The 22,137-nt window shown below is 44.1% G+C and carries 24 protein-coding genes; 22 read left to right on the top strand and 2 right to left on the bottom strand.

The window, feature by feature from the left end; all coding sequences use genetic code 11:
* Positions 1–9: 9 nt before the first annotated feature.
* Together AB5627_RS08665 and AB5627_RS08660 are read right to left on the bottom strand one after the other, a co-directional pair.
* Positions 10–513 carry a CarD family transcriptional regulator gene (locus AB5627_RS08665; RefSeq protein WP_022288630.1) on the bottom strand — a complete coding sequence of 168 codons (504 nt, stop codon included), beginning with the start codon at positions 511–513 and terminating at the stop codon, positions 10–12.
* Positions 514–692: 179 nt separating this feature from the next.
* A complete protein-coding gene (locus AB5627_RS08660; protein ID WP_022288629.1) occupies positions 693–914 on the bottom strand; it encodes a helix-turn-helix domain-containing protein in 222 nt (73 codons plus the stop codon).
* Between the two features lie 203 nt (positions 915–1,117).
* On the opposite strand from AB5627_RS08660, the gene AB5627_RS08655 reads away from it, so the two are divergent.
* From AB5627_RS08655 to AB5627_RS08550, 22 genes are all read left to right on the top strand, one after another.
* Positions 1,118–1,975, top strand: a complete 858-nt coding sequence (locus tag AB5627_RS08655) for a hypothetical protein (protein WP_265290418.1) — start codon at positions 1,118–1,120, stop codon at positions 1,973–1,975.
* Between the two features lie 128 nt (positions 1,976–2,103).
* On the top strand, positions 2,104–3,906 hold the full coding sequence (gene lepA, locus AB5627_RS08650) for a translation elongation factor 4 (protein WP_022288627.1): 1,803 nt from the start codon (positions 2,104–2,106) through the stop codon (positions 3,904–3,906).
* 198 nt (positions 3,907–4,104) lie between these two features.
* Positions 4,105–4,578: a hypothetical protein gene (locus tag AB5627_RS08645; protein WP_022288626.1), complete on the top strand. Its 474-nt coding sequence runs from the start codon at positions 4,105–4,107 to the stop codon at positions 4,576–4,578.
* Complete coding sequence (gene hemW / locus AB5627_RS08640) at positions 4,575–5,672, top strand: radical SAM family heme chaperone HemW (RefSeq protein WP_117864455.1); 1,098 nt, start codon at positions 4,575–4,577, stop codon at positions 5,670–5,672. Before AB5627_RS08645 ends, hemW begins: the two co-directional genes overlap by 4 nt.
* 149 nt (positions 5,673–5,821) lie before the next feature.
* The gene (locus AB5627_RS08635; RefSeq protein WP_038671177.1) at positions 5,822–6,820 is read left to right on the top strand and encodes an efflux RND transporter periplasmic adaptor subunit; all 999 of its coding nucleotides are present in this window, start codon (positions 5,822–5,824) and stop codon (positions 6,818–6,820) included.
* Between the two features lie 133 nt (positions 6,821–6,953).
* Positions 6,954–7,805, top strand: coding sequence for a hypothetical protein (locus AB5627_RS08630; protein ID WP_256321386.1), 852 nt, complete (start codon positions 6,954–6,956; stop codon positions 7,803–7,805).
* A 270-nt stretch (positions 7,806–8,075) separates the two neighbouring features.
* The gene (locus AB5627_RS08625) at positions 8,076–9,050 is read left to right on the top strand and encodes a hypothetical protein (protein ID WP_022288622.1); all 975 of its coding nucleotides are present in this window, start codon (positions 8,076–8,078) and stop codon (positions 9,048–9,050) included.
* Between the two features lie 130 nt (positions 9,051–9,180).
* Positions 9,181–9,453, top strand: a complete 273-nt coding sequence (locus AB5627_RS08620; RefSeq protein WP_265290419.1) for a hypothetical protein — start codon at positions 9,181–9,183, stop codon at positions 9,451–9,453.
* 336 nt (positions 9,454–9,789) lie between these two features.
* Entirely contained in the window at positions 9,790–10,173 is a 384-nt protein-coding gene (locus AB5627_RS08615) for a hypothetical protein (RefSeq protein ID WP_265290420.1), read from the top strand.
* Positions 10,174–10,902, top strand: a complete 729-nt coding sequence (locus AB5627_RS08610; RefSeq protein ID WP_265290421.1) for a F0F1 ATP synthase subunit A — start codon at positions 10,174–10,176, stop codon at positions 10,900–10,902. It begins immediately after the preceding gene.
* Positions 10,903–10,955: 53 nt separating this feature from the next.
* Positions 10,956–11,210 carry an ATP synthase F0 subunit C gene (gene atpE / locus AB5627_RS08605; RefSeq protein WP_022288618.1) on the top strand — a complete coding sequence of 85 codons (255 nt, stop codon included), beginning with the start codon at positions 10,956–10,958 and terminating at the stop codon, positions 11,208–11,210.
* Between the two features lie 55 nt (positions 11,211–11,265).
* Positions 11,266–11,781: a F0F1 ATP synthase subunit B gene (atpF, locus tag AB5627_RS08600; RefSeq protein ID WP_117938415.1), complete on the top strand. Its 516-nt coding sequence runs from the start codon at positions 11,266–11,268 to the stop codon at positions 11,779–11,781.
* The gene (atpH, locus tag AB5627_RS08595; protein WP_022288616.1) at positions 11,781–12,329 is read left to right on the top strand and encodes an ATP synthase F1 subunit delta; all 549 of its coding nucleotides are present in this window, start codon (positions 11,781–11,783) and stop codon (positions 12,327–12,329) included. The genes atpF and atpH overlap by 1 nt, the downstream gene beginning before the upstream one ends.
* A gap of 20 nt (positions 12,330–12,349) precedes the next feature.
* Complete coding sequence (gene atpA / locus AB5627_RS08590; RefSeq protein WP_022288615.1) at positions 12,350–13,864, top strand: F0F1 ATP synthase subunit alpha; 1,515 nt, start codon at positions 12,350–12,352, stop codon at positions 13,862–13,864.
* Positions 13,865–13,877: 13 nt separating this feature from the next.
* Positions 13,878–14,741 carry an ATP synthase F1 subunit gamma gene (gene atpG / locus AB5627_RS08585; protein ID WP_022288614.1) on the top strand — a complete coding sequence of 288 codons (864 nt, stop codon included), beginning with the start codon at positions 13,878–13,880 and terminating at the stop codon, positions 14,739–14,741.
* Positions 14,742–14,803: 62 nt separating this feature from the next.
* Positions 14,804–16,213: a F0F1 ATP synthase subunit beta gene (gene atpD / locus AB5627_RS08580; RefSeq protein ID WP_022288613.1), complete on the top strand. Its 1,410-nt coding sequence runs from the start codon at positions 14,804–14,806 to the stop codon at positions 16,211–16,213.
* 116 nt (positions 16,214–16,329) lie between these two features.
* On the top strand, positions 16,330–16,731 hold the full coding sequence (gene atpC / locus AB5627_RS08575; RefSeq protein WP_022288612.1) for an ATP synthase F1 subunit epsilon: 402 nt from the start codon (positions 16,330–16,332) through the stop codon (positions 16,729–16,731).
* 156 nt (positions 16,732–16,887) lie between these two features.
* Positions 16,888–18,666: a Na/Pi cotransporter family protein gene (locus tag AB5627_RS08570; protein WP_022288611.1), complete on the top strand. Its 1,779-nt coding sequence runs from the start codon at positions 16,888–16,890 to the stop codon at positions 18,664–18,666.
* Between the two features lie 95 nt (positions 18,667–18,761).
* Positions 18,762–20,216 carry a nicotinate phosphoribosyltransferase gene (locus AB5627_RS08565; RefSeq protein WP_022288610.1) on the top strand — a complete coding sequence of 485 codons (1,455 nt, stop codon included), beginning with the start codon at positions 18,762–18,764 and terminating at the stop codon, positions 20,214–20,216.
* Between the two features lie 92 nt (positions 20,217–20,308).
* On the top strand, positions 20,309–20,563 hold the full coding sequence (locus AB5627_RS08560) for a heavy-metal-associated domain-containing protein (protein ID WP_022288609.1): 255 nt from the start codon (positions 20,309–20,311) through the stop codon (positions 20,561–20,563).
* A 269-nt stretch (positions 20,564–20,832) separates the two neighbouring features.
* Entirely contained in the window at positions 20,833–21,207 is a 375-nt protein-coding gene (locus AB5627_RS08555) for a metal-dependent transcriptional regulator (RefSeq protein ID WP_022288608.1), read from the top strand.
* A complete protein-coding gene (locus AB5627_RS08550) occupies positions 21,204–21,986 on the top strand; it encodes a ZIP family metal transporter (RefSeq protein WP_022288607.1) in 783 nt (260 codons plus the stop codon). Before AB5627_RS08555 ends, AB5627_RS08550 begins: the two co-directional genes overlap by 4 nt.
* Positions 21,987–22,137: the final 151 nt, after the last annotated feature.

The following is a 22,137-nucleotide window of genomic DNA, read 5'->3' as shown; positions in this document are numbered from 1 at the left end:
TGTATATATTTAGGCTTTGCTCAGGCGGGTTTCTATAAAGTCGAAGACCTCGTCTTGGGATATGCCTAGAACGGCTGAAAACTCGTCAAAGAGCAGATTTTCCGCATTCTTGAAAAAACGTTCGTCCAATGAATGAAGATGTCTGCCCTTCGCAATAAGATGTTTCTGTCTGAGATACAATGTTCTCACAAGCTGTGCAAGTCGCTTTCTGTCACCGCTTTCAAGTACCTGTGAATAAAGCTCGGCACGCTCGCTGCTGCTTTCTTTCCAAAGGGAGCTCTCCTCGGGCATTTCTTTTATGATCTCCTCTATCTCATCGCCTGTGAGCAGAGGTTTGAACTTTGTTTTAAGCTCGTCATTATCTACCGGCACATACAAGGTGGAATTGATTTGGTGGACAGGCTTTAGAACTATGTAGCGCTTTTTCTGACCCTTGACGGTCTGTTCGCACTCGCCCTCGACTTTGCACACTCCGGTTGTACCGTATGATATGACGTCGCCTTTTTTTAGCATTTTTAACGCTCCTTCCACATTAAATCGTGAATACAACTTTATTTTGTCTCTTATATACATTATAACACTTTTTTTCTAAAAATGTCATAGGCAATTTTAACAAATCCTACATAGAAGAGGATTGTATAAATGTGTATGAAATGGGTTGCGAAAAAACGGAAAGAGATGTTCTTTCCGCTTTACATATCTTTATAGTAGGTCTTGTTTTTGGTTAGTCCCAGAAGATAGTCTACATTTGTTTTGTGATATTCAGCTAGGGCTATGAGGATATCCGTGGGAATATCACGCTGTCCTAGTTCGTAGTTGCTGTAAGCTTGCTGTGAGCAATGGAGTATTTTTGCCATATCGTTTTGTTTAAGGTCTGCATCTTCTCGCATATCTCGTATTCTTTGAAAAACCATGCGGCGCTCCATTCCTTTCTGATAGTCTATATTTAATATATCATACAACATTATGTTGTGCTTTTCTTACTACATTATGTTGTAAAAACACTATGGCTGTTTGTGGGTATTTAACAAAATATTTATAAATGTCGAAAATATTGTTGACTTGCATAGGAGAATGTTGTAAAATAAATTTATTAAAGAAATATGGAGGTAACATTATGAAAAAAATATCTGCTCTTTTATTGGCAGTGGTAATGGCTTTTGGCATGGCAGGCTGTTCTGACAGTGGTTCTTCCGACAGTGATAACGAAAGCTCTGCTGCGGCTGTGCAGACGGAAAGCAGTGCTGCTGACTCATCAGAAGATGCAACAGCAACGACAACTACCACAACAACTGCTCCTGCGGTAACGGAATCATCACAGGCTGAGGTGGCTGACACAAGCACTGCTGACGAAAACAAGCCTGCAAGCGTTGACAGCAACGATATTGCGGCTAGTGCTATCGAGCCTTCTGAAACAAGCGAGGAAAATCTTGCGCCTATCGGTCAGTGGATAAAGACTACCAGATACTGTGCTACAGACAAGATCTACCACACTATCTATACAAGGATAACAAAGGTAGTTAGCAAAAGTGAGGATGCAGATTATGTAAACAAGGCTATCGAGCTCAACAACTCTGTTGGCAGTGATTTTTCTAAGATAGACGAGAGCGAGCTGAAAATACCTGATGACTGTGAGCTTTGCGTTATGGAATATGAGGTCTATGTTCCTGAGGATTTCCCTAGCAATGAATGGGGCATAATCTCTCCTGATGTAAACTATTCTGCTTCCAACAAGGGCGGCGGAGGAATACCTTCTGCTGACGGAGCTTCTACTTATATCGGCATGGGCGGAACTACTGAGCTTCTTACACAGAAAAAGAACGAATATTTTGTTGGAAATACATACAAGTATGTAAACCTTTTCCTTATGGTAAAGGGCTACAAGGATTACAAGTTCACATTCAGCTCTTATCCAGAGGGAACAACTTCTGACAGCTCTGATGACGCTGTAACGGCATATATCAGCGCAGAATAATATGTATTTTGGGGCAGGCACGTTGTGTCTGCCTTTTTTCTTTGCGGAGAAATTGACAATGTGGGGCAAGCGTGTTATAATAAAGTATTATGGAAAAGTATACTTGTCTGAGAGAGGAAAATCAGTAAATGAACGAAAATAATATACGAAATTTCTGCATTATAGCTCATATAGACCACGGCAAATCTACTCTTGCCGATAGAATTTTGGAGCTTACCGATACTGTGAAGCTGAGAGATATGGAAGATCAGCTTCTCGATAATATGGATATCGAGCGTGAAAGAGGTATCACTATCAAAGCTCGTGCGGTGCGCCTTAATTATCACGCTGACGACGGACAGGACTATGTTTTCAACCTTATCGACACTCCAGGTCACGTTGACTTCAACTATGAGGTGTCACGTTCTCTTGCTGCCTGCGAGGGTGCATTGCTTATCGTTGACGCATCTCAGGGTATAGAAGCGCAGACCCTTGCAAACACTTATCTTGCTATCGAACATGACCTCGAGGTAGTGCCTGTTATAAACAAGATAGACCTGCCGTCCGCTGACCCTGAAAGGGCTTGCACAGAGGTAGAGAACGTTATAGGCATTCCTGCTATGGACGCTCCGAGGATATCAGCTAAAATGGGTACGAACGTCAAAGAGGTGCTTGAACGTGTTGTAAAGGATATACCATGCCCAAAGGGCGACGAGAACGCTCCGCTTAAGGCTCTTATTTTCGACAGCTATTATGACCAGTACAAGGGAGTTATAATATACTGTCGTGTGAAAGAGGGGCATATCAAGGCCGGAGATACCATCAGGCTTATGGCTACGGGGGCTGAGTTTCAGACGGTGGAGATAGGCTATATGGGAGCAACTGACCTTGTGCCTGTGGGCGAGCTTCATGCAGGCGAGGTAGGATATATCGCTGCTTCTATCAAGGATATCGGCGACACTCGTGTGGGCGATACTGTGACAAATGCGGCTGAGCCTTGCGCTGAGGCACTGCCGGGATACAAAAAGGTAAACCCTATGGTATACTGTGGAATCTATCCTGCGGACGGAGCAAAATATCCTGACCTTCGTGACGCTTTGGAAAAGCTTATGCTCAATGACGCATCACTGTCCTTTGAGCCTGAAACTTCAATTGCACTGGGCTTTGGTTTCAGATGTGGCTTTCTCGGACTTCTGCACATGGAGATAATCCAAGAGCGTTTGGAGAGAGAATATAATCTTGACCTTATCACAACTGCGCCGTCAGTTATTTATAAGGTAAATCTGACTAACGGCGAAACTGTGTTCATAGATAACCCGACAAATTATCCTGATGTGGCAAATATTGCATCGGCGGAAGAACCGATAGTTAATGCACATATTTATACGCCGTCTGAATATGTTGGAAATATAATGGAGCTTTGTCAGGACAGACGTGGCGTATACAAGGATATGAAGTATATAGACGAAACTAGAGTTGACCTGCATTATCAGCTTCCCCTCAACGAGATAGTTTATGACTTCTTTGACGCATTGAAATCACGCACAAAGGGCTATGCTTCATTTGACTATGAGATGATGGGCTATGCGAAGTCTAAGCTTGTGAAGCTTGATATACTCCTTAACGGCGAGGTGGTTGACGCACTTTCTTTCATCGTACACGAGGATAAGGCTTATTCAAGGGGCAGAAGACTGACGGAGAAGCTTAAAGAGAATATACCAAGACAGCTCTTTGAAATACCTGTGCAGGCGGCCATCGGTGGAAAGATAATAGCCAGAGAAACTATCAAGGCTATGAGAAAAGACGTGCTTGCTAAGTGCTATGGCGGAGATATTACAAGAAAGAAGAAGCTGTTGGAGAAGCAAAAAGAAGGAAAGAAGCGAATGAGACAGCTTGGATCTGTGTCAGTGCCACAGGAAGCGTTTATGTCGGTGCTGAAGCTGGACGAGTAGCGTAGTTTAAGTGAGGAGTGAGGAATGGCGAAGCCATACCGAGCAAATCACCAATACAAAGTAGAGAAAACACCGAGCGGAGTAATTTTGCAACGGTAGAATTTTGGCGTAGGGGCTGGCGCCCTCGACAGCCCGTTCGGAGAGTGGATAGGTTTTGGTTTATACAAATATATCAACATTTTTTTGAAAGGAGCAGCTATGCCTGATATACAAAAGTCTATGAAATTGTCGCTGGCTTTCGGGCTGAGCGGTGCGGTGATATTGCCTGTGCTTTATGAGGTGTATGCCAATATCTCTGCGGCGGCTGGGCTTGTGCTTATCGCTGTGTGGGCGGTGTGTGCAGGAGCTAAATTCTCGGCACTCAAATTCAAGGAAGCTTTTATGGGCATGGTATGCACACTTGCTTATGCAGGTATTCTTGGCGTTATCTGCTATATCGTTATCCACCCCAAAGTTTCCGATATGCTAAACAGGCGGTCGGTGTATTTTCAGCTCAGTTTGAAACAGCAGGCTTATTTCGTGCTTTATGCGGTGCTTATAAGCCTTTGTATGTTCCTTGTGTGGGGCGGTATATTTGGTGTGAAAAAGGCGATAGAGAGATTTCGGCTCAATCGTGAAAAAACAGGAGAGTATATCGACAAGGCTTTTGATGATGACGAGGATATGCTATGACAGGAATTTATATCCATGTGCCTTTCTGTAAAAGAAAATGCCCTTACTGTGACTTCTATTCCGTTTGCAGGCCTGAGCTTTATGAGGACTACACGCAGGCTGTGTGCCGCAATATTGAGGCTTTCAAGGGTAGGGACATAAAATGCGATACTATCTACTTCGGTGGCGGTACGCCATCTGTGCTGTCGGCTGAACAGGTTGACAGGATAATAGATACGGCAGGAAAGTGCTTTGATCTTTGCCAGCCTGAAATAACCTTGGAGGCTAATCCAAGCTCTGTGGACAGGGAGAAGATGTCAGGGTGGAGAAAAGCAGGGGTAACAAGGCTTTCTTTTGGCGTTCAATCGGCTAATGACAGGGAGCTTGGCTTTTTGGGCAGGCTTCATGACTTTTCTCAGGCAAAGTCGGCTGTGGAAACGGCGGCTCAGGTGGGATTTAGACACATCTCATGCGATATCATGCTCGGGGTAAAGGGTCAGACCCTTGAAAGCCTTTGGGATAGCATAGAGAGCCTTACGGCACTCCCTGTTGATCATATTTCGGCTTATATGCTGAAAATAGAAAAGGGTACGGCTTTTGATTGTGATGAGATGAGAAACGCTGTAGCTGATGACGATATGCTGTGCGATATGTATTTGCAAACTGTGGGACAGCTTGCAAGCAAGGGCTTTTTACAGTATGAGATATCAAATTTTGCCAAAGAGGGCGGAAAATCACGGCACAATCTTAAATATTGGCACGGGGAAGAATATATAGGCATTGGCCCGTCGGCACATTCTTTCTTTGATAATGAGAGATATTACTGCAAGAGCGATGTTGAGGAGTTTATTTCTGACAAGGTGCAGAGCATGGTGGTGCTTGAGGACGACCCTGACAAGGCAGAGGAGTATGTCATGCTGGGGTTAAGGCTCACGGAGGGCATTGACATAGGTAAAGCCGAGGAGCTTGGTGGTAAAGAGCTTGGGGAGAATATCCGCAAGAAGGCGGCTTTGTTTCAGAAACAGGGGCTTTGCGTGGTCGAAAAGGGTATTTTAAGGCTTACGCCTGCGGGTTTTCTGGCTTCAAACTCTATTATCGGTGAACTGCTGTGGTAAACCTGTATAAATATAGGCAGACAGTGTTGTGCAGTTATACAATAGATATACGATATGTAGGGGATAAGCTTGAAAAATGACAGAAAATGTGGTATAATTCACTGCGGCGGAGTGTGTCCGCAGTTTTATATTACCGAGAGGGCTTTTTTATGAAAAGTATAAGATTTATTGCTTTGATCTCAGCAGCGGCAATGTGTTTCGGACTTTGTGCCTGCGGAAAGTCGGAGAAAAAAGACGAGATAGCTGTGCCTATTCTGGAAACTAAGGATATAACATATAAGACGGTAAAAGCTGAGATAGGAGATATCTCTCAGGAGTATCATCAGGAGGGCGTTTATGATTACCCTTACAGTGAAACCGTCACCTTCAAGGCAAGCGGTCAGATAAAGTCTATAGATGTGGAGTCGCCTTGTGATGTGAAAAAGGGCGACCTGCTTTGCACACTTTATTCTGACGATGTGGACGAACAGATAGAAGAGGAAGAAATAAGGCTCAATCAGGCGAAGCAGACGGTCGCTACATTGCAGGCGAACGGTGCTGACTACAGTGAGATACAGCTTTCTCAGTATGACTTACAGATAGAACAGCTCAAATATGACAGTCTTGTGGCGTCCTTGGAGGATTATAAGGTTTACGCTCCATGTGACGGACAGTTTGATCTTGCAGACAGACAAGGTCAGGAGCTGACAGCGTTCATGCCGGTGAATAAGGGCGAGGTGCTAGGGTATACTTCCGATAAATCACAAAAGGCTCTGTGCGTGTCTGTGTTTGATAACGCGCTCACAAACGTGAATTTTGGCACTGCGGTGCAGATAGTGCAGGGTGCCAATACGATGGGCGGCACTGTGACGGATATAATCTACAATGAGAGCGGAGATTTCTCGGCATATGTTTATGTTATAACCCCTGACGAGGAGAACGATATGCTGGATCTTGGCGGCATAGAGGTTGTCTTTGACGTGTATTCAAGGCTTGATACTGTTATAGTTCCGCAGAAGGCGGTGAAGAAGCTTGATGGACGCAACTATGTGAACCTGCTTGTGGACGGTGTAAAGATAGAGCAGGACGTAGAGCTTGGCATTGAGGACAACGACAACGTTGAGATACTTTCGGGACTCAGCGGCGGTGAGGAGATAATACTCAATTGACGGCATTCAGCCAATTAAATATTATTTGATATGTCTGATTTGTGTTTTAAGAAAAAATAAAGAAATAAAGCACTTGATTTTTTGCGTAATTTCGTGTAAAATAAAAGAACAGAGTGTCTAGGGAGGACTAAAAATGAAGGATTTTTTATCTAACGTATGGGTAAAGCGAGCGGTATCAGTTTTCAATGTCGCTTACTTTGCTGTAATAACTCTGCTCACTTATGCAACGTTCCTGTATGATCTGGAGTTTGCGGCAGGCAGAGAAAAATCGTTTTTCACAGTGTATGTGGTGCTTAACGTAGTTTTTATGGGACTTATGCTCTTTTCAAGACGTGAGCTTGTGACGGAGATACTGAGCATACTCATGCTTCCGGTCGTGTTCTGCATGATACTTTTCAACATGGGCGACTGGATATTGATAGTTCCGCCGTTCATTGTTGCTATCATAATGTTCTTTGCAGCAGGCACGAACGAAACTGTAAAGGTTATAATGGGTACAATATATCTGCTTTTGTATGTTCTTGGAATAGTTGCATACTTTGTGCTTAATATCCTTTTCGGAGGCACGTCTGTTGAAACTGTGCTAAATTCAGATCTTGACACATCGTCAAGTGTTTATGCTCTCTACAGGGATAACTTCAAGAAGCTCACTGAAGTAACGTCAGAATCAAATACCATATCGCCTGACGGCCAGTATCAGATAATACTTTATGATGTAAAGGACAGCGACAAGGGTGCTGTAAAGATATGCGTAGTGCCATATAATCAGGATATCGAGCTTAAATTCTTTACTCTTAAGCAGAAAGGTATCAAAAAGACCATTTCCAACAAGGGTATAAGAGGAACAGTTCCTGATGTTGGCTGGGTAAAGGAGGACGGAGTTCTCAAGGTGCAGTACAGACTTTCGGAGGCTGATGATCTGAGAGCTACTTCTGTTACAACAATGCCGGATAAGCAGTATTTCCAGTTCCTTGGTATTCAATAAGTTCGCAGGACCGTCTGAGAAGGCGGTCTTTTTTTGATAAAAAATGGCTGTCAATAAGAGCTTATTCATAAAAATCGTGTGGTTATTTTGGTTAAAACGCTTAGCTTGTATTACAAAACAGTTACATTATATGAAAAATTGTATGGTACACTTGACAGATTTGTTAAAAAGGTGTAAAATATTAATAGTGTTTTATAACGTTTCGATACTTGTGTGAACGGCTATGAAAGCGTTTACATACAATAGTATCAAGGGAGGATAAGAATTAAAATGAGATCAAAGAGAATACTTGGCGTGGTATCAGCGATAATGATGCTTGGTGTTTGTGCTGTGCCTGCTTATGCCGACAGTGAGGCTGAAATACCTGAATATAGTGCCGACAAGAGTATCCTTACAACAGATACTTCAGCACCGTCCTTGTCGTTTGATATGAAGGATTGGGAGAGATATATCAAGGTGACTCCTGACGGTGAGAAGATATCAGTGGGAGCATCCCAAGAAAAGACCTATGCTTATCAGGGTGCAAGCCTTAAGATAACAGCAACACAGCCTAATGACATAAGCGATTATTGTACTTTTGCTTCGCTTATAAGAGATGACGATAAGAATTTGGTTTATCCTGGCTCTGATTCTGAAGATGCGCCTTATATAACGATGGGCGTTGAGATCGACGCCAAGGATTTTGGTATGACTTGTTTTGACGGCTGTATGATTTCTTTTAAGTACAGGATAAATCAGGACGCTCAGGGCAAGCTTATGGGAGATTCTGTGTTTGCTTTTCCTTGTACTGAGGAATACAAAAAGGTGACCAGCAATAGTGTTCAGCTTGAAATAAATACAGATGCAAGCAATAATGTTACTCAGTATGCGACAGCACTTATACCAGTACCTGACAAGTGCGGAGCAACAAAGTTCGTATTTGAGATACCGGTTATAAAGAAAATGGATAAGACAGATGTGCTTTATATTGATAATCTTGTAATAGATACTCCGTTGCAGAAGAACGATGTAGATCTTCAGGTAATGAATCTCGATGGCTACAATAAAAGTGCAAAGGCACAGGAGATCGTGCAGGGCTTAAAGATACAGCCTAAGTCAAACGGACTGAGCAGCACTTCGTCATCTGAGGCTGAATCTTCAAAGGGTATCGGAGTAGTAGGCATTGTAGTTATTGTGGTCGTTGCGGTGGTTATTGTCGGTGCTGTTATTTTCGTTATCAAGAAAAAGAAATCGCGGTTCTATTGATTTTTTGATCTGACAAAGAGATGGGCTTTTAGCTCGTCTCTTTTTTGTTTTTTTATGAATATATCCTCATCTCCGAGAAATAATAGCATTAGCCTAAAATGGCATATCTTATACTGAAAGGAACTTAATTATGAAAAAAATGTTCGCTATGCTAACTTGTCTCGGTCTTTGCGGTGTTATGCTCGCAGGCTGTTCAAGAAATGACGATAACTCAGGTTCGACATCTTCCGGCGTTACTTCGACCACAACTTCTAAAAATGAGGTAACAAGCAGACGTGATGACAGCGACACGCTTGTGAGCCGTGTTGGCGATGGTATCAAGGACACTGTAAGCGGTGGTGCGGATATTATTGATGATACTGTAAGCACTGTAGAAAGCGTTGTTGACGATATCATCAGATAAGCTGCACATATGCTTGCGGACTGCTCAGCCGTGATATTATTTCGGCTTGCGGCAGTCCGTTTTTTATTGTGAAATCGTATGATAAAACTCAAACAATGTCAAAAGTCAATGGTTGACTATTGATAAATTATTAACGCCAAATCATAATTAACTAATTATTTGACTAACTGTGAACGAAGTGTAAAATCCATGTAAAATAAATGTTTAAGTTTGCGGTTTGCTCTTTAAAAATGTGGGGCTGTGTGGTATAATGAAATACATCAGGCAGATATTTTCTGCTATTAAGAAAATGTAAAGATTTATGGTGGATTTCTTTATGAAAATTGGAGAAAATAAGTGAAAAATATAGGCTCTGAGCTTGGCGGCTTGCTGAAAAAAATATGCTTATGGGGCGGTGTTATGGCTACTGTATGCTGGGCATTTACTTTGCTGTGGGGCTTTGACATCACACAGCTTGCGGGCTTTGCATTGGGCTGGGGCTATATGTGCCTTTGTATGTACTACCTTGGTGTGACCTGCGAAAAGGCTGTGGAGCTTGAGGGCAAAAAGGCTAAGCGGACAATGCTTGGGTGTTACATGACTAGGTATGGAGTGCTTTTTGTGCTTTGTGCGGGGGCTATGCTCACGAAGGCTGTGAGTGCGGTGGGGATACTGCTGCCGCAGTTTTATCCGAGGATAATTCTGTATGTCATGCAGATAAGAGAAGGAAGGGATAAATAAATGACGGGTATAGGAAACGGCCCTAAGATAGTGTTTGAGATAGGCAGTCTGAGGATCACCGAAACGGTGGTGATGGGCTGGCTTATTATAGTTGCGGTGCTGATACTGTGCTTGTGGCTCACACACGATTTGAAAAAAGTGCCTGAGAAAAAGCGCCAGGTAGTCGTTGAGATGTTTGTGAACTTCATCAACAACATGGTCAAAGAGAATATGGGCGTTAAGATGATGAAGTATGCCCCTTATATTGCTACGCTGCTTATTTATGCGGTGTTTGGCGCTCTTATCAGTATGATAGGTCTGAGGTCTATGACTGCGGACATCAATGTTACGGCAACGTGGGCTCTTATGACATTCGTGCTTATCACATACAACAAGATAAAAGCGAACGGTTTCAAGGGCTACCTTAAAAGCTTTGCACAGCCTGTGGCTTTTATCCTGCCGCTTAATATCATCAGTGAGGTGGCAACGCCTGCGTCTATGGCGTTCCGTCTGTTCGGCAACGTTGCAGGCGGCATGGTAATAACGGGACTGCTTTATGGTGCGCTCGGCTCGCTGTCATCTGCACTGGGTCTGACTTTTGAGGCAGGCTCATGGGCGTTCAGTGTATTTCAGGTAGGTATACCTGCAGTGCTTAGCATGTATTTCGACCTGTTCTCAGGGTGCATACAGGCTTATATCTTCTCGATGCTCACCATGGTAAACGTTGGTGCGGCTGCGGAAACAGAGTAAATTACCGCTTTTGCGGAAAAGTATAAATATGTAAATAACGGAGGTTTATCATTATGGAAAAGGCTATTCTTCTTGGCTGTTCAGCAATCGGCGCAGGACTTGCAATGATCGCAGGTATCGGACCTGGTATCGGTGAGGGCTACGCAGTAGGAAAGACTATCGAGGCTATCGCAAGACAGCCTGAGGCTAAGGGCGACTGCACAAGAACAATGTTCATAGGCGTTGCTATGGCTGAGTCAACAGGTATCTACGCATTCGTTGTAGCACTTATCCTGCTCTTTGCTAACCCATTTATCGGAAAGCTTTAATAAAAAGCTTCAAACAAGATTTGCTCTGCATTGGTGCGGAGGGGAGGTTGGATAAATGGTATTGGCAGCAGGCGATGTGACAGAGTTTCTGTCAATAGATCTGACAACGATAATTGCGACTTTGCTCAATACGCTCATACTGTTTTTGGTGCTCAGGCATTTTCTGTTCGATAAGGTGAACAAGGTCATCGAGGACAGGAAAAATGATGTTAAGGAAACTTACAGGCAGGCTGACGAGGCAAAAGAAAATGCCGAGAAGCTTGAAGCTGAGTATACAAGCAGATTAGAGGGTGCAAAGGAAGAGTCTGCACAGATTATACAGACGGCAACAAGAAAGGCTCAACAGCGTTCTGACGAGATAATCAGCGAAGCGAGAACTGAGGCAAAGGGTCTTGTGGACAACGCTTCAAGAGAGATCGAAAGAGAAAAGAAGATCGCTGTCAACCAGATCAAGAACGAGATCACCGATATTGCTTTCTCGGCTGCGGCGGCAGTTGTGGAAAAGGATATGACAGGCGAGGACAACGAACGTCTTATCGAGAAGTTCATCGACAATGTGGGTGAGATGTAATGGCAGACAGTATCGGGAATATTTACGGCAATGCACTTTTCGAGGTGTGCTGCGAGGAAAACTGCCTTGATGAAGTCTATGGTGAGCTTGGGAGCATAAGGGATATAATTTTCTCTCAGGGTCAGGAGGAATATGTGGAGCTGCTTGCGTCACCGCTGGTAACGGAGGACGAAAAAAGGGCGGCGCTGGAAAAGGTGTTTATGGACAGGATACAGCCTGTTACGCTTAATTTTCTTTGCCTTGTGAGTGAAAAGGGCAGGATAAGGTTTCTGCCTGAGATATGCGCAAAGTTCAAGGAGCTTTATGAAAAGCATAATAATATCATAGAGGTCACTGCGGTGACGGCTATGCCTCTGTCTGAAAGGCTCAGGGACAAGCTTGTGGCTAAGCTGGAGGCTGTTTCGGGGGCAAAGATAGTGCTTGTGGAAAAGGTGGATAAAAGCCTTATGGGCGGTATCGTGCTGAGATATTCAGACACAGAAATAGACGGCAGCGTCAGAACTAAGCTTGATGATATCAAGGCTCAGATCGACGGGGTCATTGCATAGGAAAGGAACGGTATTTTAACATGAAATTACGTCCTGATGAAATAACAGGCTTGATAAAACAGCAGATCAAGGACTACCGCAGCAAGCTGGAGCTTGACGATGTGGGGACGGTCTGCACTGTTGGCGACGGAATTTCAAGAGTTCATGGACTTGACAAGTGTATGTCGGGCGAACTTCTTGAATTTTCTAACGGAACATACGGCATGGCAATGAACTTGGAGCAGGATTTTGTAGGCTGTGTACTTCTCGGCTCTGAGGACGGAATAAAAGAGGGGTCTGGAGTAAAGAGAACAGGCAGGATAGTTTCTGTGCCTGTGGGAGATGCGCTTCTCGGACGAGTTGTGAACGCTCTCGGTGCACCTATCGACGGCAGGGGCGCTGTGCTTACAACAGAAACAAGACCTGTGGAAAGCCCTGCTTTCGGAATAATTACAAGACAATCAGTAAACAGACCATTGCAGACAGGTATCAAGGCTATCGACTCTATGATACCTATAGGCAGAGGTCAGCGTGAGCTTATTATAGGCGACAGACAGACAGGTAAAACTTCTATAGCACTTGACACTATCATAAATCAGAAAGGAAAGGACGTTATCTGTATCTATGTGGCGATAGGTCAGAAGCAGTCTACTGTGGCAAACGTGGTGGATACCCTTTCTAAGCATGGGGCTATGGATTATTCTATAGTTGTATCGGCAACGGCTTCTGAAATGGCACCTTTGCAGTATATAGCACCATATGCAGGCGTTGCAATGGCTGAGTATTTCATGCTTCAGGGCAAGGACGTGCTGTGCGTTTATGACGACCTTTCAAAGCACGCTGTGGCGTACAGAACTATGTCACTTCTGCTTCAAAGACCGACAGGCAGAGAGGCTTATCCGGGAGATGTATTCTATCTCCATTCAAGACTTTTGGAGAGAGCCTGCTGTCTTAACAAGGACTACGGCGGAGGCTCTATAACCGCTCTGCCTATTATCGAAACTCAGGCAGGCGATGTTTCGGCTTATATCCCGACAAACGTTATATCTATCACTGACGGACAGATATTCCTTGAATCTGAGCTGTTCTTCTCAGGCGTCAGACCTGCGGTAAACCCTGGTATATCAGTATCCCGTGTAGGCGGTTCGGCACAGATAAAGGCTATGAAAAAGGTTTCAGGCTCGCTGAAACTGCTTTATTCTCAGTACAGAGAATTGCAGTCATTCTCGCAGTTCGGCTCTGACCTTGACAAGGACACTAAGGAAAGACTTGCACAGGGTGAACGTATAGTGGAGGTGCTCAAACAGGGCAAGACCTCACCGCTGGACGTTGAGAAGCAGGTTGTCATAATATATGCGGTGGTAAACAACTATCTGAAGAATATCAGAGTTGAGGATATCGCTGAATTTGAGAAAGACCTTTTTGTGTATATAGATGAAACTCACCCTGATATTTTCTCTTCAATAAGAGAAACAGGAGAGCTTACAAAAGAGAATGAACAGGCAATAAAGGACGTGCTTGCGGAGTATTCACAGAAGTTTCTTCAAAGCAGATAAGGAGCGCTGAGCAATGGCAACAGCTAATATGAAAGACGTCAAAAGACGTATCAAAAGCGTTGAAAGCACCATGCAGATAACAAAAGCCATGCAGCTTGTGGCGGCTTCTAAGCTCAGACGTGCCAAAGACAAGGCGGTGGCAGTTCAGCCGTTCTTTGAAACGCTTTTTAAGACAATGTGCGATATATCCTGCGACAGAGCTTTCAAGTCGGTGTATACAAAGAAGAAGTTTCTTAATTCCACACTGCTTATAGTGGTGGCAGGCGACAGGGGACTTGCAGGAGGATTTAACTCCAACGTGCTGAAAATGGCTAAGGCAAAGGCTGACGATGTGCTGTCATCAGGCGGTCAGCTTCGTGTTATGGCTGTGGGCAAAAAGGCTGTTGAGTTCTTTGAGAAGCGTGACTATGACCTTGTGTGGAAATATCCGCAGATAGCGGAGAACATTGACACTGACACTGTTATAGACATTGTGGAAGATATTATCGCAGGCTTCAGAAATGGGGATTATGACAAGGTAGAGCTTGTGTATACCACATTCGTGTCGGCGCTGACACAGGAGCCTTGCAGTTTGCAGATACTTCCCGTGGAGGATCTTGACAAGCTGGGCGGCAAAAAGCACCCGTCAACTATCTATGACCCGTCCCCTGAGGAGGTCTTTGACGGTATGATACCGCAGTATATAGGCGGTATGCTTTATTCTGCGATAGTGGATTCTTACGCTTCTGAGCAGGCGGCAAGACGTACTGCAATGGAGTCTGCAACGGACAACGCAGGAGAAATGATAGACAATCTGTCGCTTCTTTACAACAGAGCAAGACAGGCGCAGATAACTCAGGAGCTTACAGAGATAAGCTCGGCAACTATCGGAAGATAGTATTTAAAAGATGTGACGGCTATGATGATAGCTTATATCCCTTTTTGAAAGGTGGTAAATAAATGGAAAGCAAAAACATAGGCAAGGTAGTCCAGATAGTTGGTGCGGTAGTTGATATCCACTTTGAAAAGGACAGCTTGCCTGATCTGCTCAATGCCATTGAGATAGACAACAAGGGCGAAAAGCTCGTTGTTGAGGTGGCTCAGCATATAGGCGACGATATAGTAAGATGTATCGCCATGGGCTCTACAGACGGACTTATGAGAGGTATCGACGCTGTTGATACGGGCAAGGCTATTTCTGTTCCGGTGGGCAAGGAAACTCTTTCGAGAATGTTCAATCTTCTGGGCGAGCCTGTTGACAATCTGCCTGCCCCTGAAACTAAGGAGCGCTGGGAGATACACAGAGAACCGCCGACATACGAAGAGCAGTCTGCTTCAAACGAGATTCTGGAAACCGGTATCAAGGTCATCGACCTTATCGCACCATATCTGAAAGGCGGAAAGATAGGTCTTTTCGGCGGTGCAGGAGTAGGCAAGACGGTGCTTATTCAGGAGCTTATAAATAACGTTGCCAATCAGCATGGTGGTATCTCGGTATTCACAGGCGTTGGAGAGCGTACCCGTGAGGGCAACGACCTTTATTATGAGATGAAAGAGTCGGGAGTTATCGATAAGACTGTGCTTGTGTATGGTCAGATGAACGAGCCGCCCGGAGCGAGAATGAGAGTTGCACTTTCAGGTCTGACAATGGCGGAGTATTTCAGAGATGTTGAGCATCAGGACGTGTTGCTTTTTATCGACAACATATTCAGATTTACTCAGGCAGGTTCTGAGGTGTCGGCACTCCTTGGCAGAATGCCGTCAGCCGTTGGTTATCAGCCTACCCTTGCAACTGAAATGGGTCAGCTACAGGAGCGTATCACTTCAACAACAAAAGGCTCTATCACTTCCGTTCAGGCAGTTTATGTGCCTGCGGACGATTTGACAGACCCTGCGCCTGCAACTACGTTTGCTCACCTTGACGCAACAACTGTGCTTTCAAGAAGTATTTCATCACTTGGTATCTATCCTGCCGTTGACCCTCTGGAGTCAAACTCCAGGATACTTTCACCTGAGATAGTGGGCAACGAGCATTATCAAGTGGCAAGACAGGTCCAGTCTATCTTGCAGAGGTATGTGGAGCTTCAGGATATCATCGCTATCATGGGTATGGACGAGCTTTCTGATGAGGATAAGCTTACTGTATCAAGAGCAAGAAAGATACAGCGTTTTCTGTCACAGCCGTTCTCCGTTGCGGAGCAGTTCACGGGCATGAAGGGCAAATATGTGCCTATCAAGGAAACTATCAGAGGCTTCAAGGAGATTATCGAGGGCAAGCATGACGATCTTCCTGAATCTGCTTTCCTATTTGTGGGAACTATCGACGAGGCTGTTGAAAAGGGCAGACAGATCGCAGAAAGTGAACAGTAGTAACAGAACGTTTAAAGAAAAATACTTGACAAGAGTCGGATTATAGTATATAGTGAATGTATGTGGCAATTTTGTGCCGCACGCGCTGATTTGTAAAAAACTTATGGAGAAAGATTATGACGCCTTTTGATCTTAAGATAATAACCCCTGAAAAAACTTTTTTTGAGGGAAATACTGAGCAGATCATTGTGAGGACCGTATCAGGTGATATCGGTATACTTGCAGGTCATGCGCCATATGTGGCAAATATCGTTTCTTCTCCTTTCCGTATCAAAATAGAAGGTGAGTTCAGAACAGCCGCTATTTCGGGAGGGCTTATAAAGGTGTCTGCTGACGGTGTGACAGTGGTGACATCTGCTATCGAATGGGCTGATGAGATAGACGTTGCAAGAGCCGAAAAGGCAAAGGCGGCGGCAGAGAACAAGCTCAGAGAAAATGCTAGCCAGAAAGAGTTTGAAAGGGCGGAGCAGAAACTGCGACGTGCCATGAACAGACTTGTGGTGGCAGGAAAGAAATAATTATCAAAGTCAGAGCCTTGCGGGATATCCGTGCAGGCTTTGGCTTTGTTTTATTTATTAAGTAAAATCGGCGTAAAGGTAAGGTAAGTAATGGGGTGCGCAGGGGCGTGCTCGGACGTTGTGCAGTGGAAAAAACAAGAAAAGGAATGAATTGATTTGAGTATCTTTAACATTATCGGAATGGCGGGCGGACTTGGTCTGTTTTTATATGGAATGACCATATTGAGTTCGGGACTTGAAAAGGCTTCGGGCGGACTTATGGAGAAGGTCCTTGCGAAAATGACGGGAAACGTGTTCTCAGGAATACTTTTCGGTGCATTGGTAACAGCAGCGGTGCAGTCATCATCTGCAACTACTGTTATCGTGGTGGGACTTGTAAACGCAGGCCTTTTGAAGCTTAAGGGCGCAGTTGGAATAATCATGGGCGCAAATATCGGAACGACCATGACAACGCAGATATTAAGGCTCACAAACCTCGAGGGCGACAGCAGCGGCCCTGCTATATTGCAGCTTTGCAAGCCGTCTAACTTCTCGTCTATACTTATCGTTATCGGTCTTATAATCATAATGGTGGGAAAGAAGAACAAGACAAAGAACGTGGGCGAGATAATGATGGGTATAGGTATCCTCTTTACCGGAATGATACTTATGCAGGAGAAGATAGCTCCGCTGGCAGAGCTTCCACAGTTCGAGCAGCTTTTTGCAGTGCTTAAAAACCCTGTTCTGGGCGTATTGGTGGGTGCGATATTCACGGCTATCATACAGTCATCAGCCGCTTCTATAGGCATTTTGCAGGCACTTTCAGTGTCAGGCGCTATCACATTCGCTTCTGCATTTCCTATCATAATGGGTACTAACATCGGTACTTGTGCTACACCTCTTATTTCAAGTATAGGTGCTTCAAAGAACGCTAAGAGAGCCGCTATGATACACTTCTATTTCAACCTTATCGGTACTATAATCTTTCTTATCGGCGTTTATATCATTCAGTATACAATAGGACTTCCGTTCTGGAATAAGAGCTTTACAACGGGAAGCATCGCAAACTTCCATACTATCTTCAATGTTGTGGTAACTATAATCTTTCTGCCGTTCTATACAGTGCTTGAAAAGCTTGCCGAATGGACTATCAGAGATAAGAAGAACGCTGAGGACGATGATACTTTCACTAAGGAGGATCTTCTTGACGACAGATTTCTTGTTACTCCAAACGTTGCTATCGCACAGGCTACAGAGGCAGTTGTTCAAATGGGCGTGCTGGCACAGAAGAATTTCATATCAGTAAGAGAGCTTTATGACAAGTATGACCTTAAGTCTATCGACAAGATAAAAGAGCGTGAGGAGCTTATCGACAGGCTTGAGGACAGAGTAGGTTCATATCTTATAAAGCTCAACGACTGCGGTCTGAACGAGGATGAGTCGAGAACTGTTACTGCGCTTTTCCACCTTATTTCAGAGTATGAGAGAATAGGCGACTATACTATAAACATCTATGAAACTGCGGATGTTCTTTATGAAAAGGAGATCGGTTTTTCTGAGCAGGCGAAGCATGAGCTTGACGTTGTGTGCAACGCCATTCAGGAGATAATCGGGCTTGCTATCGAAGCCACAAAGACAGGGGATATGAACGTTCTCAAGGAGATCGAGCCACTTGAAGAAGTAGTAGACAGACTTGTTGAGGAGCTTAAGGCTGTTCATATCGACAGGTCTAAGAATGGTCTTTGCAACATCGAGGTGGGTGTGAACTTCCTTGATATACTCACAAATGTTGAGAGAATATCAGACCACTGCTCAAATATTGCGGTCTATCTTATTGCAAACCAAGAGAAATACAACAGCCTTAAAAAGCATGAATATCTTGATAAGCTTCACAGAAACGGTCCTGACTATTACGAGAAGCTGCTGGCTGAATATTCAGAAAAGTTTGCGCTTTAGTTCAGGCTTTTGCACCTGTGGCGTGATATAATATTGTAAAACAGCAAGGAGGGACATTAGTCCCTCTTGTTATAAGCTGAAAAGGAGAGAGCAAAATGGACAAATTCAATTACACTATGCTGTGCGATTTTTATGAGCTGACAATGGGAAACGGCTACTTTGTAAGCGGTATGCAGGAAAAGATATCTTATTTTGACCTGTTTTTCAGACAGATACCTGACGGTGGCGGATTTGCCATTGCCTGCGGTCTTGAGCAGGTCATAAACTATATCGAAAATCTGCATTTTGACGAAGAGGACATAGAGTTCCTGCGCTCAAAGGGCATTTTTGACGAAGGCTTCCTTGAATATCTTAAGGATTTCCGCTTCACAGGAGATATATTTGCTGTGCCGGAGGGTACGGTGGTGTTTCCAAACGAGCCTATCATAACGGTGAGAGCACCTGCGGTGCAGGCTCAGCTTGTGGAAACTTATCTTCTGCTTTGCATAAATCATCAGACACTTATTGCAACAAAGGCTAACCGTATTGTAAGGGCGGCTCAGGGCAGGGCGGTATCTGAGTTTGGTTCAAGACGTGCTCATGGTGCAGACGCTGCCATACTCGGTGCAAGAGCCGCAGGCATAGGCGGTTGCTCAGGCACAGCCTGCACTATCACAGACCAGCTTTTCGGCTTCAATGCAACAGGTACAATGGCACATTCATGGGTGCAGATGTTTGACAGCGAGCTTGAAGCTTTCAAGACTTACTGTAAGTGCTATCCTAATGGCACTGTTCTGCTTGTGGATACTTATAATGTGCTGAAGAGCGGTGTGCCTAACGCAATAAAGGCTTTTGACGAGGTGCTGAAGCCTATGGGCTGCCGACCTGTGGGAATAAGGATAGACTCGGGAGATATAACTTATCTTTCCAAGAAAGCAAGAAAAATGCTCGATGATGCAGGCTATCCTGATTGCAAAATATGTGCCTCAAACGCCCTTGACGAGTATCTTATAAGAGATATGATATATCAGGGCGCTAAGGTGGATATGTTCGGAGTGGGCGAAAGACTTATCACCGCAAAGAGCGAGCCTGTTTTCGGAGGAGTTTACAAGCTTGCGGCTGTGGAGGACGATGATGGCAATATTCAGCCTAAGATAAAGATTTCTGAAAATGTGGCGAAGATAACGACTCCGCACTTCAAAAAGCTTTACAGAATTTATGATAAGAATAACCACAAGGCTGTGGCTGACCTGCTGTGTGTTCATGACGAGGTGATAGATGAAAGCAGACCCCTTACGCTTTTTGACCCACAGTTTACATGGAAGAAAAAGGTCGTCAAAAACTTTGAGGCAAAGCCTATTCAACAGCAGATATTCAAGGACGGCAAGTGCGTATACAAGAAGCCTGCATATGAGGATATCGTAAAGTATGCGGCATCTGAGATAGACACTCTTTGGGACGAGATTACAAGATTTGAAAATCCGCACACTTATTATGTTGACCTTTCTCAAAAGCTTTGGGAAGTGAAGAATTATCTTCTTGCGGAGAACAACAGACAAACGGCAGATTAAAATTTACATTATTGACTTGAAAAAAGCTATAGGCTGTGTTACAATAAGCATGGTTAGCAAGTTCTAACCTATTAAGCATTGGAGGGTCAGAAATGGAAAAGATAACTGTAAAAATAGACGGAATGATGTGCGGAATGTGTGAATCGCATATGAATGACACTTTCAGGCAGAATTTCAAGGTGAAAAAGGTAAGCTCTTCCCATGCAAAGGGCGAAACTGTGGCTATAGTTGATGAGGATATCCCTGATGAAAAGCTTAAAGAAGCAGTTGAGAAAACAGGCTACACTTTTATTTCCGCTGAAAGAGAGCCTTATGAGAAAAAAGGATTTTTTGCAAGATTCAAGTAAATAGCTATGCACAAAGTCGTGGCAGATGAAAAGGTCTGTCACGGCTTTTTTGTTTGCTTGACAAAACATATTTTCTGTGATATAATAAATATCAGTTAGTATACATTAACTGATGTTCTATACTTTTGATACTGCACAAGAAGGGTGCGGCTAAGTTTGCAAAAAGCTTTTTGTGAAAAGGCATTTTGTTTCGATAGGCTTAGCTTCGTGGCGTGCAGTAATTTTATAGAAGCAAGTTAGCTATAGCTAACAAAGAAAGGGGCATACAAATGGGAAACATTCACACGTCTGGGGAGGACTATCTGGAGACGATACTCGTTTTATGGAACAAGCAAAACGGCGAGGTGAGGAGCATTGATGTTGCGAGGGAACTGAATGTTACAAAACCCAGCGTATCAAACGCTATGAAGATACTTCGTGAGGGAAAGTTCATCACAATGGACGAAAACGGTTTTATCACTCTAACTGATGCCGGCAGATATGTTGCGGAAAAGATCTACGAAAAGCACCTTGTATTGACAGAGTGGCTTGTAAGTCTTGGAGTTGACAGAAAAATATCTGAACATGACGCCTGTAAGATAGAACACGTTTTGTCTGACGAGAGCTTTGCGGCATTGAAGAAGCATATCAGTGAAGAACAATGAGCATGACTATTTTTAAAGGCATTCTGATACCGTTTTTGGGTACATCTCTTGGTGCGGCATGTGTGCTTTTCATGAAGAAAAATCTGCATTATCTTGTCCAGCGAGCCTTGACAGGATTTGCGGCAGGAGTAATGGTGGCGGCAGGCGTGTGGAGCTTGCTAATACCCTCTATGGAGCAATCAGCGAAAATGGGTAGACTGAGGTTTGTTCCTGCGGCAGTTGGATTTATGCTTGGAGTGTTTTTTCTTCTTTTTCTCGATAGAGTTATACCGCATCTTCACATGAATGCCACCGAGCCTGAGGGAGCGAAAAGCGGTTTCAAGCGAACTACCATGCTTGTGCTTGCGGTGACGCTTCACAATATCCCCGAAGGAATGGCTGTTGGCGTTGTATATGCAGGCTGGGCGGCTGACCATCATGCCATAAGCGCCGCTGGTGCGTTGGCATTATCCCTCGGTATCGCAATACAGAACTTTCCAGAGGGTGCGATAATATCTTTGCCACTGCGTTCGGAGGGTATGGGAAAGGGAAAAGCCTTTGTTTACGGCGTTTTATCGGGAGTTGTCGAGCCTGTTGGGGCTGTGCTGACGATACTTTTGGCACAGTTTATAATCCCTGTTTTGCCGTATCTTCTAAGCTTTGCGGCAGGTGCTATGATTTATGTCGTGGTGGAGGAGCTTATACCTGAAATGTCGGAAAAGCCACACTCCAATATTGGAACGATAGTTTTTGCGCTGGGCTTTGTGCTTATGATGATACTTGATGTGGCACTTGGATAGGTGTTTTTTTATGTTTACATAGGGATCATTTTTATGCATGGTAAGTGTATTGAATATCTTTTTGTATAGCCGGGCATATCATTTTGAAATGATATGCCCGGCTTTGTTTTGTGTGTAAATTGCATTTGTTAATTTGTTTATCTTAAACGTT

Source organism: Ruminococcus sp. RTP21198st1_G1_RTP21198_201120 (genome assembly GCF_040924265.1).
Taxonomy (GTDB): Bacteria; Bacillota; Clostridia; order Oscillospirales; family Ruminococcaceae; genus Hominimerdicola; species Hominimerdicola aceti.
Note: the sequence above shows the minus strand (reverse complement) of the source record. Positions and strands in the feature narration are given on the sequence as shown.

Coding starts and splice junctions, on each gene's coding strand:
- AB5627_RS08565 (WP_022288610.1), top strand. CDS start 18,762: ATGGACAAATTCAATTACACTATGCTGTGCGATTTTTATGAGCTGACA.
- atpH (WP_022288616.1), top strand. CDS start 11,781: ATGGCAGACAGTATCGGGAATATTTACGGCAATGCACTTTTCGAGGTG.
- atpC (WP_022288612.1), top strand. CDS start 16,330: ATGACGCCTTTTGATCTTAAGATAATAACCCCTGAAAAAACTTTTTTT.
- AB5627_RS08555 (WP_022288608.1), top strand. CDS start 20,833: ATGGGAAACATTCACACGTCTGGGGAGGACTATCTGGAGACGATACTC.
- AB5627_RS08660 (WP_022288629.1), bottom strand. CDS start 914: ATGGTTTTTCAAAGAATACGAGATATGCGAGAAGATGCAGACCTTAAA.
- AB5627_RS08635 (WP_038671177.1), top strand. CDS start 5,822: ATGAAAAGTATAAGATTTATTGCTTTGATCTCAGCAGCGGCAATGTGT.
- AB5627_RS08665 (WP_022288630.1), bottom strand. CDS start 513: ATGCTAAAAAAAGGCGACGTCATATCATACGGTACAACCGGAGTGTGC.
- AB5627_RS08645 (WP_022288626.1), top strand. CDS start 4,105: ATGCCTGATATACAAAAGTCTATGAAATTGTCGCTGGCTTTCGGGCTG.
- atpA (WP_022288615.1), top strand. CDS start 12,350: ATGAAATTACGTCCTGATGAAATAACAGGCTTGATAAAACAGCAGATC.
- hemW (WP_117864455.1), top strand. CDS start 4,575: ATGACAGGAATTTATATCCATGTGCCTTTCTGTAAAAGAAAATGCCCT.
- AB5627_RS08630 (WP_256321386.1), top strand. CDS start 6,954: ATGAAGGATTTTTTATCTAACGTATGGGTAAAGCGAGCGGTATCAGTT.
- AB5627_RS08655 (WP_265290418.1), top strand. CDS start 1,118: ATGAAAAAAATATCTGCTCTTTTATTGGCAGTGGTAATGGCTTTTGGC.
- AB5627_RS08625 (WP_022288622.1), top strand. CDS start 8,076: ATGAGATCAAAGAGAATACTTGGCGTGGTATCAGCGATAATGATGCTT.
- atpD (WP_022288613.1), top strand. CDS start 14,804: ATGGAAAGCAAAAACATAGGCAAGGTAGTCCAGATAGTTGGTGCGGTA.
- atpF (WP_117938415.1), top strand. CDS start 11,266: ATGGTATTGGCAGCAGGCGATGTGACAGAGTTTCTGTCAATAGATCTG.
- AB5627_RS08550 (WP_022288607.1), top strand. CDS start 21,204: ATGAGCATGACTATTTTTAAAGGCATTCTGATACCGTTTTTGGGTACA.
- atpE (WP_022288618.1), top strand. CDS start 10,956: ATGGAAAAGGCTATTCTTCTTGGCTGTTCAGCAATCGGCGCAGGACTT.
- AB5627_RS08610 (WP_265290421.1), top strand. CDS start 10,174: ATGACGGGTATAGGAAACGGCCCTAAGATAGTGTTTGAGATAGGCAGT.
- AB5627_RS08620 (WP_265290419.1), top strand. CDS start 9,181: ATGAAAAAAATGTTCGCTATGCTAACTTGTCTCGGTCTTTGCGGTGTT.
- AB5627_RS08560 (WP_022288609.1), top strand. CDS start 20,309: ATGGAAAAGATAACTGTAAAAATAGACGGAATGATGTGCGGAATGTGT.
- atpG (WP_022288614.1), top strand. CDS start 13,878: ATGGCAACAGCTAATATGAAAGACGTCAAAAGACGTATCAAAAGCGTT.
- lepA (WP_022288627.1), top strand. CDS start 2,104: ATGAACGAAAATAATATACGAAATTTCTGCATTATAGCTCATATAGAC.